Annotated in this window: 12 protein-coding genes; 8 read left to right on the forward strand and 4 right to left on the reverse strand. The window is 68.0% G+C overall.

Annotated elements, in window-relative coordinates; genetic code table 11:
* Window positions 1-29: 29 nt before the first annotated feature.
* Window positions 30-1,124 carry an NAD(P)/FAD-dependent oxidoreductase gene (locus MF610_RS04945; RefSeq protein ID WP_242193306.1) on the reverse strand — a complete coding sequence of 365 codons (1,095 nt, stop codon included), beginning with the start codon at window positions 1,122-1,124 and terminating at the stop codon, window positions 30-32.
* Complete coding sequence (locus MF610_RS04950; RefSeq protein WP_242193307.1) at window positions 1,121-2,080, reverse strand: alpha/beta fold hydrolase; 960 nt, start codon at window positions 2,078-2,080, stop codon at window positions 1,121-1,123. Before MF610_RS04950 ends, MF610_RS04945 begins: the two co-directional genes overlap by 4 nt.
* A gap of 47 nt (window positions 2,081-2,127) precedes the next feature.
* On the opposite strand from MF610_RS04950, the gene MF610_RS04955 reads away from it, so the two are divergent.
* The 8 genes from MF610_RS04955 to MF610_RS04990 all read left to right on the forward strand — a co-directional run bounded on the left by MF610_RS04955 (window position 2,128) and on the right by MF610_RS04990 (window position 9,900).
* Window positions 2,128-2,601 carry an A24 family peptidase gene (locus MF610_RS04955; protein ID WP_242193311.1) on the forward strand — a complete coding sequence of 158 codons (474 nt, stop codon included), beginning with the start codon at window positions 2,128-2,130 and terminating at the stop codon, window positions 2,599-2,601.
* A 43-nt stretch (window positions 2,602-2,644) separates the two neighbouring features.
* Window positions 2,645-3,691: a Flp pilus assembly protein CpaB gene (cpaB, locus tag MF610_RS04960; protein ID WP_242193313.1), complete on the forward strand. Its 1,047-nt coding sequence runs from the start codon at window positions 2,645-2,647 to the stop codon at window positions 3,689-3,691.
* On the forward strand, window positions 3,691-5,337 hold the full coding sequence (locus MF610_RS04965; protein ID WP_242193315.1) for a type II and III secretion system protein family protein: 1,647 nt from the start codon (window positions 3,691-3,693) through the stop codon (window positions 5,335-5,337). The genes cpaB and MF610_RS04965 overlap by 1 nt, the downstream gene beginning before the upstream one ends.
* A gap of 11 nt (window positions 5,338-5,348) precedes the next feature.
* On the forward strand, window positions 5,349-5,996 hold the full coding sequence (locus MF610_RS04970) for a CpaD family pilus assembly protein (RefSeq protein ID WP_242193318.1): 648 nt from the start codon (window positions 5,349-5,351) through the stop codon (window positions 5,994-5,996).
* Window positions 5,996-7,291, forward strand: a complete 1,296-nt coding sequence (locus MF610_RS04975) for a CpaE/TadZ family protein (RefSeq protein ID WP_242193319.1) — start codon at window positions 5,996-5,998, stop codon at window positions 7,289-7,291. The genes MF610_RS04970 and MF610_RS04975 overlap by 1 nt, the downstream gene beginning before the upstream one ends.
* Before the next feature lie 15 nt (window positions 7,292-7,306).
* Window positions 7,307-8,284: a type II secretion system F family protein gene (locus MF610_RS04980; RefSeq protein ID WP_242193320.1), complete on the forward strand. Its 978-nt coding sequence runs from the start codon at window positions 7,307-7,309 to the stop codon at window positions 8,282-8,284.
* A 2-nt stretch (window positions 8,285-8,286) separates the two neighbouring features.
* Window positions 8,287-9,276 (forward strand): type II secretion system F family protein, encoded by a 990-nt coding sequence (locus tag MF610_RS04985; protein ID WP_380870637.1) that lies wholly within the window; start codon window positions 8,287-8,289, stop codon window positions 9,274-9,276.
* A 108-nt stretch (window positions 9,277-9,384) separates the two neighbouring features.
* Window positions 9,385-9,900 carry a hypothetical protein gene (locus MF610_RS04990; RefSeq protein ID WP_242193327.1) on the forward strand — a complete coding sequence of 172 codons (516 nt, stop codon included), beginning with the start codon at window positions 9,385-9,387 and terminating at the stop codon, window positions 9,898-9,900.
* A 277-nt stretch (window positions 9,901-10,177) separates the two neighbouring features.
* Here MF610_RS04990 and MF610_RS04995 read toward each other — a convergent pair whose 3' ends face one another.
* Complete coding sequence (locus MF610_RS04995) at window positions 10,178-10,372, reverse strand: hypothetical protein (RefSeq protein ID WP_242193329.1); 195 nt, start codon at window positions 10,370-10,372, stop codon at window positions 10,178-10,180.
* A 7-nt stretch (window positions 10,373-10,379) separates the two neighbouring features.
* The gene (ppdK, locus tag MF610_RS05000) at window positions 10,380-13,040 is read right to left on the reverse strand and encodes a pyruvate, phosphate dikinase (protein ID WP_242193333.1); all 2,661 of its coding nucleotides are present in this window, start codon (window positions 13,038-13,040) and stop codon (window positions 10,380-10,382) included.
* Between the last annotated feature and the right edge of the window lie 69 nt (window positions 13,041-13,109).

The following is a 13,109-nucleotide window of genomic DNA, read 5'->3' on the forward strand; positions in this document are numbered from 1 at the left end:
ATAGCGCTAACGTAAATGGCGGACGTTGATTACTCCGACAATCTATGCGGTGAATACACCGCCGCGTCGACCCCGTCCGGTCCATTTCCGCGCCCAAGCAGCGCTGCGCAGAGGCGGGCGGCGGCGGGCGCGGTCTGGATGCCGAAGCCGCCCTGCCCCGCGCACCAGAAGACGCCCGGCACCTGGCGGTCGAAGCCGTACACCGGCAACCGGTCGGGTGCGAAGCTGCGCAGGCCCGCCCAGCGCCGCTCGACCGCCGCGACCCGCCAGTCGACCGCCGCTTCGAACCGGTCGATCGCCAGCGCCACGTCAATCTCTTCGGCGGCGACGTCGTGCGCGCGGTCGGGCGTCTCGTCATGCGGGGACAACCATAGCCGCCCGCCGGGCTCGGGCTTGAAATAGAAACCGCCCGCGGCGTCGATCACCAGCGGCAGGTCGGGCGAGGCGGGCGGATCGACCCGCACCTGCACCACCGTCCGGCGGTAGGGTGCGATGCCGAGTGGCGCGGCGCCGAGCATCTGCGCTATCGCATCCGCCCACGCGCCCGCCGCGTTGACGACGATATCGGCATCGACCGCATCGCCTGCTTCCGTTATCAACCGCCAGACGCCACGATTCCGCCACGCGCGCGTCAGCCGCGCGTCGCAGCGCAGCTCGACCCCGCCACGCCGCGCCTTCGCCAGATAGGCGGCGTGGAGCGCCGCGACATCGATATCGGCACAGCCCGGCGACCACAGCGCATGCCACTCGCCGCGCAGCCCCGGCACCTGACGGTGCGGATCGCGCCAGTCGATCGGCACGCCGGTCGCGGCGAAATCCCGCGCCAACCCCTCCAGCACGCCACGGTCGCGTGCCAGCAGCAACTCGCCGCGCGTCCGCAAAAACCCCTGTTCGGCAAAATCGGCGGGCGGTGCGTGCAGCAACGGCCCCGACGCGGTCGTCAGCGGCTGGACCAGCGGCCCGCCATAGGTTTCGGACCAGAATGCCGCCGACCGCCCGGTCGCGTGGAAGCCGGGCTGCGCCTCCGCCTCGAGGAGGATGACGTCGTCGGTCGCGGCCAGTTCGGCGGCAAGGCTCGCCCCCGCCATCCCCGCGCCGACAATCGCAATCCGCCGACGCGTCATGCGTGGGTCCGCTGCGGCGCGGGCGCGCGGGCGTCGAGGAACGCGTCGATCGCGGCGATGGCGCGGCCGCGGACCGGGTCGGCCTCGCGCAATATCTCGTGCGCCGATTCAGCGCCGAAGCGCAGCAGTTCGACATCGGGCAGGTGCGCGGCGATCGCGATCGCGGCGCGCGCATCGACCAGCGCATCGGCCTCCGCCACCAGCATCTGGATCGGCACCTGCGTGTCGCCGAGTGCCGGATTGGTCCGCAGTTCGCGCGTCGATCGGAACGCATCGATCACCCACCGCCAGCTGGGCGGGCCGGTGCGCAACATCGCGTCGGTCCCGTGCCACCACACCTCGTCGGCATAGCGCGCCGGATCGTGCGTCAGCATCGTCTCGCGCGACTTGAGGGTATGCGGACGCTCGTTACCCTGCCATGCCGGGCGCAGCGGGCTGCCCATCGCGGCGAGCAACCGTGCCATCCGTTCGCCGAAACGCGGGCCGATCGGCGAACGCAGCCCCAGCATCGGCGCGACCAGCACGCACGCCGCCGGATCGATCCGCCGCTCGACGACGGCACGCAGCGCCAGATGCCCGCCCATCGAATGGCCGATCAGCACGCGCGGTCCAGCGGCGTCCCACTGGTCCCAGAAGGCGGCAAGGTCGTCGAGATAGGTTTCGAACCGGTCGATATGCCCGCAATCGCCCGCCGGGGTGCACCGCCCCGACCCGCCCTGCCCGCGCCAGTCGAACGCGGTGATGCTCCACCCACGGACATGCCAGTGGGCGAACGTCTCCAGATATTTCTCGAACACGTCGCCACGCCCGGTCTGGAACAACAGGCTGCCGCGCGGGCGGACATTGGCGGGGGCGGTCCAATCGAACCGGCGATGCGACCAGCCGTCGGGCGCCTGCCACCGAGTGATGGCGGCGGCGGCGGGAATCGCGCGGCGGTACAGGGCGTGTGCGGCCATGGGTCCGGTTACGGTTTGGAAACCCCTTACGTCTAGGGGTTAACGACATGGGGGATATCGTCGTTCCTTGGCTGGCGTTCGCGCTGGTCGTGCTTCTGGCCATCGCCGGGATCGAGGACGCGCGTACCCGCGAAATCGCGAACTGGAAGAATGCGGCGATCGCGCTGCTGGCGCCCGCCTGGTGGTGGGCCAACGGCCTGTCGGGGATCGACATGGCGTGGCAGCTGGGCGTGGCGCTCCTCGTCTTCGCCCTGTTCTTCGCGGCGTTCGTCGCCGGACAGATGGGCGGCGGCGACGTGAAGATGATCGGCGCGCTGGCGCTGTGGCTGCCGCCCGGCGCCGTGCTGTCGATGCTGGTGATGATGTCGCTCGTCGGCGGCGCGCTGACGCTCCTGTTCCTCGCCGATCGCTGGCGGCGGCGGACCGAGCAGATGCCGGAGATTCCATACGGAATCGCCATCGCCATTGCGGGCATGCTCGCGGTCGCGAACCCGTTCTTAACCCATTTCGGTGATGCTTAACGGCGAATCAACCGGCCAGGCGAATTGAAAGGCCTCCGACGTCATGGACTCTCGCAAACTGTTCCTGCTGATTGGGGCGCTGGTGGTAGCGGGCATTACCGCATTCATGGCGCGCACGCTGATGTCGGGCGCCTCCACCCCGATCGCCGCGGCGACGACGGTCGAAGCACCGGTCGACGGCCCGCGCGTCATGGTCGCGACCAAGGCGCTGCCGGTCGGCACCATTATCGACGCGACCGCACTGCGGTTCCAGCCATGGCCGAAGGAACTGGTGGAAAACGCCTATTTCCTCGAATCGATGCCGGAATCGCGCAACCTGGTCGGCACCGTCGTCCGCTTCGGCATTCCCGCTGGCCAGCCGATCACGCAGGGGGCGCTGGTGAAGCCGGGCGACCGTGGCTTCCTCGCCGCCGCGCTCGGTCCGGGGATGCGCGCGGTGACGGTGCCGGTGTCGGCGCAGAGCGCGGTCGCGGGGTTCGTCTTTCCGGGCGACCGTGTCGACCTGGTGCTGACGCAGACCGTGGCCGGCGGCGGCGACGGTCCGCCGCTCAAGGCGTCGGAAACGTTCCTGCGCAACCTGCGCGTGCTGGCGACCGATCAGCGCACCGACAAGAATACCGACGATCAGGGCAAGACGCTGGTATCGACCTATTCGACCGTCACGGTCGAGGCGACGCCGCGCATCGCGGAAAAGATCGCGGTGGCGCAGACCGTCGGCACGCTGTCGCTGTCGCTGCGCTCCATCGCCGACAATCGTTCGGAACTCGAGGAAGCGATCGCCAGCGGCGACGTACAGCTGCCCGCCAATGGCGATGCGAAGGCCGAAAAGGCTGCCCTCGAAAAGATCGCGAGCCGTCCGGTGGATGGCAGCTCGACCTTCTCGACCGGCGCCGACGTCTCACGGTTCCAGCGCAGCTCGGTGCCCGGCAAAGCCAGCGGGACGTCCTCCGGACCATCGGGCGAACCGGGTACCATGACGACGACGTCGACGCCGGGCGCGCCCGCCGCACCGGCGGTACCGACCGGGCCGGTCGTGCGGATCACCCGCGGAAATGATGTGACCGCTGTGTCGGTCGGGGGGAACAAGTGATGCGCGGTCTGAAGCTCTTTCACCGGTCGGTGGCGGCGACGCTGTCGATCGCGCTGGTCGCGGGATCGGCGGCACCGGCCGTCGCCGCGCCGGGCACTGGCGGCGTCCGCGCCGCACGCGTCGGCACGCCCGCCGGCACGATGCGCCCGTCCACCGATGTGCAGCTGTCGATCGGCCAGGGCGAGCTGATCACCCTGCCCAGCAACGTCGCCGACGTGTGGGTGTCGAACCCCACGGTCGCCGACGTCTATGTCGGCAACCCGCGCCAGATCCACCTGTTCGGCAAGGCCGATGGCGAAGCGACCATCTTCGCCACCAGCGCCGGCGGCAGCGTTGTCTATTCGGCCAATGTCCGCGTCGGCCAGAACCTGACTTCGCTCGACCGTATGCTGAAAGCGGCGATGCCCGAAGCCGATATCCGCGTGATCACGGTCGGCCAGATCGCGGTCATCAACGGCACGATCGCGTCGCCCGCCGACAGCGCGCAGGCCGAACGGCTGGTTACGTCGCTGCTGAACCCGGGCGTCGCCACCACCGACCCCAATGCCGCGTTGAAAGTCGCGGTGGTCAACCGGCTGAAGCTCGCCACCCCGCTGCAGGTGAACCTGCAGGTCCGCATCGCCGAAGTCAGCCGCAACTTCGTCAAGAATATCGGCGTCAACCTGACGTCGCGCGACAATTCGGGCGGTTTCCTGTTCGGCATCGCGCAGGGGCGGCAGGGCACGATCACCACCATTCCGGGCACGCCGGGCGATCCCACGATCCTTCCGACAGGGGGACGCCCCGGCGGCACGCTGTTCGGCTTCCCGACCAAGGCGACCAACGGCACCACGCTCAACCTCGCCGGACGCCTGCTCGGCCTCGAACTGCTCGGCGCGCTCGATCTGGGCGAGCGTATCGGACAGGTCACGACGCTCGCCAATCCGAACCTGACCGCGCTTTCGGGCGAGACCGGTTCGTTCTTGGCGGGTGGCGAAATCCCGATCCCGATCAGCCAGGGCTTTGGCGCAGTGTCGGTCGAATACAAGCAGTACGGCGTCAGCCTCGCCTACACGCCCACCGTGCTGGCCGACGGCCGCATCTCGCTGCGCGTCCGTCCCGAAGTTTCGCAGCTGTCGGCGGCGGGCGCGGTGCAGATCAACGGCACGACGGTCCCCGCGCTGTCCACCCGCCGGGCCGAAACCACGGTCGAGCTGGGGTCGGGGCAGAGCATGATGATCGGCGGGCTGCTGTCGAACAGCCACGACAATTCGATCGACAAGGCGCCCGGCCTCGGCGACCTGCCGATCCTGGGGTCGCTGTTCCGCTCGAACGGCTTTACCCGCAACGAAACCGAGCTGGTCATCGTCATCACCCCCTATCTGGTGAAGCCGGTAGACAGCCAGTCGCGGATCGCATTGCCCACCGACGCCTATTCCAGCCCCGGCGACGTCGAGCGGGTGCTGATGGGCCAGTTGTCCGGACAGCGTCGCCCCGATCCGCGCCCGGTGCCGACCATGGCCCCGTCCGCGCCGGTCCAGCCCGCGGTCGGCCTGACCGCGCCGGTCCCGGTGGCCCCTGCCGCCGGTGCCGACCCCGTCCCGCAGCCCCCGCGCAAGCGCGGCCGCGATCCCAAGCCCGCCGCGCCCGGCTTCAGCATCCAGTGAGGCACGTTCCGATGACCCTCCTCCGTATCCTCACGCTCGGCACCGCGATCGGCATCGCCGGCTGCACCGGCACGCCCAATCGCGGCGTCGAATCGGTCCACCAGCCGGTCGTTACCCGGTCCGCCTATTCGTTCGACGTCGCCGCCGGTCCCGCCGGGCTGGCACCGGGCGAACGCGCCCGCCTTGCCGGATGGCTGGAGGCGATGCGCCTGCGCTATGGCGACGAGATCGGCGTCGACGACGGTGGCAGCGGCGATGACGCGGTCCGCAGCGACGTGGCCGCCGAAGCCGCGCGCGTCGGCCTGCTGCTCGCCGACGCGGTCCCGCCGACCCCCGGCGCGCTGGCACCCGGCACCGTCCGCATCGTCGTGTCGCGCATGGCGGCAAGCGTGCCCGGATGCCCCGACAATTCGCGCACCTACCAGCCCAATTTCGGCGCGCACACCTCGTCCGACTTCGGTTGCGCGACCAATTCCAACCTCGCGGCGATGATCGCCCGTCCGGGCGACCTCGTCCTCGGTCGCGGCAATGCCGACACCACCGATACGATGGTCAACACCAAGGCGGTCGGCGCCCTGCGCCGCGCCGCACCCAGCGGCAATGGCGGACAGGTCAGTTCGTCGGTCGGCAGCGCCGGCAGCGGGGGAGGCAACAAGTAATGAACGCCCCGTTCAATCTCGCCCGCACGGCCCAGCGCGATCCCTTCGTCGCCTTCGTCTGCGACGAAAATTCGGCCGAGACGCTGCGCGGCGTCGCGGGCGGCCATGGCTGGCCGGTCGAAAAGATCATGAAGGGCGGCCTGCGCAACGCGGTGCAGACGCTGTCGGTCTCCGCCAGCCCGCACGTATTGTTCGTCGACCTGTCCGAATCGGGCGATCCGCTCAACGACATCAACGGCCTCGCCGAAGTCTGCGAACCCGGCACGATCGTGATTGCGACCGGTCAGGTCAACGACGTCCGCCTGTACCGCGACCTGCTGTCCAGCGGAATCCACGACTACCTGCTCAAGCCGCTCAACCCCGACATGGTGCGCGAATCGATCGCGCAGGCGCAGGCGCTGCTGAACGCGCCGAAGGCTGCCGAGGCGAGCGTCGAGCGGCCGCATTGCGCGATCGCCGTCATCGGCACGCGCGGCGGCGCGGGGGCGTCGACCATCGCCACTTCGCTCGCATGGCTGATGGGCGAACAGGAACAGCGCAGCACCGCGCTGCTCGACCTCGACGTCCATTTCGGCACCGGCGCGCTCGGGCTCGACCTCGAACCCGGCCGCGGGCTGACCGACGCGATCGAAAATCCCAGCCGCATCGACGGGCTGTTCATCGAACGCGCGATGGTGCGCGCGGGCGAACGGCTGTCGGTGCTGTCGGCCGAAGCGCCGATCAACGCCCCGATCCAGACCGACGGCAGTGCCTTCTATCAATTGCAGGAGGAAATGCGCGCGGCGTTCGAATGCACGATCGTCGACCTGCCGCGGGCGATGCTGGTCAACCACCCGCATCTGATCGAGGAAGTCCGCACCGCGGTCATCGTCACCGAACTCACGCTGGCGGCGGCACGCGACACCATCCGTCTGTTGTCGTGGTTCCGGTCGAACGCCTCGCACGTCACCGTGCTGCTGGTCGCCAACAAGCTGCAACCCGCGGTCAGCCAGGAAATCAGCCGCAAGGATTTCGAAGGGTCGATCGAACGCAAGCTCGACTTCGTCATCAACCATGACGGCAAGCTGGCCGCACAGTCAGCGAAGCTCGGCAAGCCGATGGCCGAAGCCGGCAAGGGCAATCGCGCGGTCGCCCCGCTGAGCGACATCGCGCGTAAACTGTGCCAGCTCAGCGACAATTGCGACGACGATGCCGCCGCCAAGGGCAAGGGTAAAGGCAAGGCCGGCGGCGGCACGTCGTTGATCGGCAAGATCGCCGGGCTGCGCGCGCGTCTGCCCGCCCGGGCCAAGAAGTAGGGCGCGGGCCGGGCGATGGACATGCTGCCGATCCTGCTGCTGGCGATAGGCGCGGCGATGACGCTCGTCCTCGTCGTCCTTGCCTTTTCGGGGCCCTCGGGCGAGCGGGCGCGCAACCGCCGCCTGCTCGCGGTGCGCGAACGCCATGCCTCCGCCGCCAGTTCGACGGCGATGGAGGCGCAGATGCGCCGCATCGGCAACCGCGGCACGACCAAGGGCGATCGCGCCGCCGCCCGGCTGCTGCCCAATGTCGAACAGTTGAAGCTCCGCCTCGAAAAGACCGGCCGCAACTGGACGCTGTCGCAATATGGCAAGGTGACGCTCGGCATCATCGTCGTCGTCACCGCGTTCCTTGCCTTGAAGGGGTTGCCGCTGATCCTCGCGCTGCTGCTCGGCCTCGTGATGGGCATGGGCCTGCCGCATTTCCTGGTCAGCTTCTTCATCAAGCAGCGCATCGCCCGCTTCACCGCCAAATTCCCCGACGCGATCGAACTGCTCGTCCGGGGCCTGCGCTCCGGCCTGCCGATCACCGAGACGATGACCGTCGTCGGGCAGGAGGTCGACGGCCCGGTGGGTGAGGAATTCCGTCTGGTCAGCGACCGGATGAAGATCGGCCGCTCGCTCGACGCCGCGTTGCAGGAAACCGGCGACCGGCTCGGCACGCCCGAATTCCAGTTCTTCATCATCACCATTGCCATCCAGCGCGAAACCGGCGGCAACCTTGCCGAAACGCTCGCCAACCTCGCCGATGTGCTGCGCAAGCGGTCGCAGATGAAGCTGAAGATCAAGGCGATGTCGTCCGAATCCAAGGCGTCGGCCTATATCGTCGGGTCGCTGCCCTTCATCGTGTTCGGCATGATCTGGACGATCAACGACACCTATATGCAGAATTTCTTCGTCGATCCGCGGCTGATGATCGCGGGCCTCGGGGGGGCGCTGTGGATGGGGATCGGCGCGTTCATCATGGCCAAGATGGTCAATTTCGAGATTTGATGATGGCCAGCTCCAATCCGACCCTGATGGGTATCGATATCGTCAACGCCGCCACGATCCTGTCGGGCATCGCCGCGTTGTCGATCATGCTCGCGATTTACGTCGCCACCACTAGCCGCGATCCGATGACGCGGCGGGTCAAGGCACTGAACGACCGTCGCGAACAGCTGAAGGCCGGCATCACCGCATCGACCAGCAAGCGCCGCGCGAAGCTGGTGCAGAAGAACGAGGCGACCGACCGCATCCGCGACCTGCTGTCGACGCTGAAGGTGCTGCAGGATTCGCAGCTGAAGGTCGCGCAGCTCAAGCTGATGCAGGCGGGCATCCGGTCGAAGGACTGGGCGGTCGCGGTCATTTTCGGCCGGCTGGTGCTGCCGATCGTGCTCGGCCTGCCGATGCTCTACATCGTCTATGGCACCGATACCTTCGCCGACTGGTCGCCGCTGAAGGCCTACGGACTGGTCGCGGGTACCTTTATCCTGAGCTACAAGGCGCCCGACATCTATCTGAAGAACAAGATCACCAAACGGTCGGACGCGATCCGCAAGGGCCTGCCCGATGCGCTCGATCTGCTGGTGATCTGTGCCGAGGCGGGCTTGACCGTCGATGCCGCCTTCAACCGCGTCGCACGCGAACTGGGCCGGGCCTATCCCGAGCTGGGCGAGGAATTTTCGCTGACCGCGATCGAGCTGGGCTTCCTGACCGAACGGCGGCAGGCGTTCGAGAACCTTGCGCTGCGCATCAACCTCGACGCGGTGAAGGGCGTGGTGACCACCATGATCCAGACCGAGAAATACGGCACGCCGCTCGCCTCCGCGCTCCGTGTCCTCTCGGCCGAATTCCGCAACGAACGCATGATGCGTGCCGAGGAAAAGGCCGCGCGCCTGCCCGCGATCATGACCGTGCCGTTGATCTTGTTCATCCTGCCGACGCTGTTCGTCGTCATCCTGGGTCCGGCGGCCTGCAGCATCAGCGACGCGTTCGGCAAGTAAGCCGATGGGGCAGGCGGGAACGCCGCCTGCCCCCGACCGTTATCGCCCCGTAACCATTATAGGGGCCCGCCGACCATGTTGTTCCAGACGCCGACCCAGTTCGCAGTCTTGGCCCTCCTGCTCTTCGCCGGCTGGCTGTTCGGCCTCGCCTCCTCTTCGGGCGGCAAGAAATGGAAGCAGCGGTTCCGCGACGAGGAAGCCGCGCACAAGGCCTATCGCGCCGAAGTCGCAACCGACCTGAAGGCCCGCGACGAACGCCTGCGCGAAGTCGAGGTCGAGCGCGACCGGCTGGCCAAGGAACGCGGCACCGCGACCGCTGCCGCAGCGACCACCACCGCGGCGGCGACCGCCAGCAGCAGCGGCGGCGGCGGCGGCGGCTTCTTCGGCTGGGGTCGCGACAACCTCTCGCGCATCCGCGGCATCGACGCCGATCTGGAACACGCGCTGGGCCAGCGCGGCATCAAGACCTATCGCGCGATCGAAAACCTCAGCGAAGCCGACGAACGCGCACTGGAGGACGATCTGCGCCTGCGTCCCGGCACGATCGACAGCGAACGCTGGCGCGAACAGGCGGCGATGCTGCGCGAAGGCCATGACGACGACCATCGCAGCCGCTGGGGGTGAGGCCCGGACAACCATCCGTCACCCCGGACTTGATCCGGGGTCCCGCTTTTTCTTCGATGCGCGTTAGAAAGCGGGACGCTGACTAGAGCCGATGTTTCTGTGAAGGTGTCGGACTGAACCGCGAACTCACCGTACCCCCGCGCAGGCGGGGGTCCAGAGCCACGCAGACAACCGCTTGCGCTGGGGGCCTTGGGCCCCCGCCTGCGCGGAGGGCGCCAAAGGGTCGGTAATCGACACTCCCGAACGGACCCCGTATCCGTTCCGGGGTCGCGCTACGTCAGAACGTCACCCATTCCGGCCCGCCCGGAAACACCACGTCCTCGACCTTGTCGCCGATCTTGGTGACCGCCAGCAGCACGGCGAGGACGATGATCAGGTCGAGCACGATCACCGCGCCCCAGACGAACGCGGGGTGGAACGGACCGATGCGGTCGAACCCGTCCTTCGTCACCCGTGCCGCATCGTTCGTCATACGCTTCTCACTTCTTCAATGCCGCCTGCGCCGCTGCCAGCCGGGCGATCGGCACCCGGTAGGGGCTGGCCGATACATAGTCGAGCCCGACCTGTTCGCAGAAGGCGATCGACGCCGGGTCGCCGCCATGCTCGCCACAGATGCCGAGCTTGATGTCGGGCCGCGTCTTGCGCCCGCGCTCGGCGGCCAGTTCGATCAGCTCGCCCACCCCCTCGACATCGATCGAGACGAACGGGTCGCGCGCGTAAATGCCCTTTTCGACATAGGCGCCTAGGAAGCGGCTGGCATCGTCGCGGCTGACGCCCAGCGTCGTCTGCGTCAGGTCGTTGGTCCCGAACGAGAAGAACTGCCCGGCTTCGGCGATCTCACCGGCTTTCAGCGCGGCGCGCGGCAGTTCGATCATCGTGCCGACCAGATACTCGATCGTCCGCCCCTTGTCGGCGAACACGTCCTGCGCGGCCTTGTCGACCACCGCCTTCATCAGCTCCAGCTCGCGCTTGGTACCGACCAGCGGGATCATGACCTCCGGTATCGGGGCCTCGCCCGACTTCTCCGCGACGATCACCGCCGCTTCGAAGATCGCACGCGCCTGCATCTCGTAGATTTCGGGATAGGTCACGCCCAGCCGGCAGCCGCGATGGCCCAGCATCGGGTTGAACTCGTGCAGCTCGCTCGCACGACGCTTGAGCTGCTCGACCTCGATCCCTGCCGCCTGCGCGACTTCGGCGAACTCGGCCTCTTCATGCGGCAGGAATTCGTGCAGCGGCGGGTCGAGCAAGCGGATGGTGCACGGCAGCCCGACCATCACCTCGAAAATCTCGACGAAATCGCTGCGCTGTTCGGGCAGCAACCGCTCCAGCGCCACGCGCCGACCGGCCTCGTCCTCGGCCAGGATCATCTGCCGCACGGCGGTGATCCGCGACTGTTCGAAGAACATATGCTCGGTCCGGCACAGGCCGATCCCTTCCGCGCCGAAATCGCGCGCGGTGCGGCAATCAAGCGGGGTTTCGGCGTTGGTGCGGACCTTCAGGCGACGGACGCCATCGGCCCATTCCATCAGCGTGGCGAAATCGCCGGCCAGCTCGGGCTGCACCGTCGCGACGGCACCGGCCATCACCTCGCCAGTCGCGCCGTCGATCGTGACGATATCGCCTTCGCGGATTTCGCGGCCGGCGACCTTCATCACGCCCGCCTTCGCATCGATCGAGATGCTGCCGGCACCCGACACGCACGGCCGGCCCATGCCGCGCGCCACGACCGCCGCGTGGCTGGTCATGCCGCCCCGCGCCGTCAGGATGCCGCGCGCCGCGTGCATGCCGTGAATGTCTTCCGGCGAGGTTTCGGTGCGGATCAGGATCACCGCATCGCCCGCGTTCGAACGCCGCTCGGCCGTATCGCTGTCGAACACCGCGATGCCGCTGGCGGCACCCGGCGAGGCCGGCAGCCCCTTGGTCAGCACGTCGCGCTTGGCATCGGGGTCGAGCGTCGGGTGGAGCAACTGGTCCAGCGCCTGCGGATCGACGCGCGCGATCGCCTCCTCGCGCGAAATCAGCCCTTCCTCGGCCATGTCGACCGCGATCTTGAGCGCCGCCTTGGCGGTGCGCTTGCCCGACCGGGTCTGCAGCATCCACAGCTTGCCCTGCTGCACCGTGAATTCGATGTCCTGCATGTCGCGGTAATGCCGCTCCAGCCGGTCGAACACCGCAGCCAGTTCGGCATAGGCGTCGGGCATCGCCTCTTCCATCGACAGCGGCTTGGCGTTCGCCGCCGCGCGGGCTGCCGTGGTCAGGTACTGCGGCGTGCGGATGCCCGCCACCACGTCCTCACCCTGCGCGTTGATCAGGAATTCGCCATAATAGGCATTGTCGCCGGTCGACGGATCGCGGGTGAAGGCGACGCCGGTCGCCGAGGTGTCGCCCATGTTGCCGAACACCATCGCCTGCACGTTGACCGCCGTGCCCCAGTCGCCCGGAATGTCGTTCAACCGGCGATAGACCTTCGCCCGGTCCGCCTGCCACGACCCGAACACCGCGCCGATCGCACCCCAGAGCTGGTCATGCACGTCCTGCGGGAACGGCTTGCCCCACAGCTCGACCACGATATCCTTGTACTGCGCCACCAGCGCGCGCCAGTCGTCGGCGGTGAGATCGGTGTCGAGATAATAGCCGCGATCTTCCTTCGCGATCTCCAGCGCTTCCTCGAACCGGCCATGGTCCAGTTCGAGCACGACGTCCGAATACATCTGGATGAAGCGGCGATAGCTGTCCCACGCGAAACGCGCATCGTCCGACACGCTCGCCAGCCCCTCGACGGTGTCGTCGTTCAGGCCGAGGTTGAGCACCGTGTCCATCATGCCGGGCATCGAGATGCGCGCGCCCGAGCGGACCGACACCAGCAACGGGTCCGCAGCGTCGCCGAAGCGCTTACCCGTGATCCCCTCGATATGGGCGATCCCGGTCTTCACCTCGTCCTGCACGCTTTCCGGGAAAGTCTGCCCTTCTTCGTAATAGCGGGTGCACATGGTCGTCGCGATGGTGAAGCCCGGCGGCACCGGCAAGCCGATCGACGCCATTTCGGCAAGGTTCGCGCCCTTGCCGCCCAGCAACACCTTGTCGCCCGACCCCCCGTCCGAAACCCCGCCGCCGAAGCGATAGACATACTGCGTCATGCTCGTGTCCCCATGCTCTCCGACGCGGTCGTGCCGCGACGGGGTATCCGATTCGAAGGCTATTCGCCT

The sequence above is a fragment of the Sphingomonas hankookensis genome, from assembly GCF_022664465.1.
Lineage (GTDB): Bacteria > Pseudomonadota > Alphaproteobacteria > Sphingomonadales > Sphingomonadaceae > Sphingomonas > Sphingomonas hankookensis.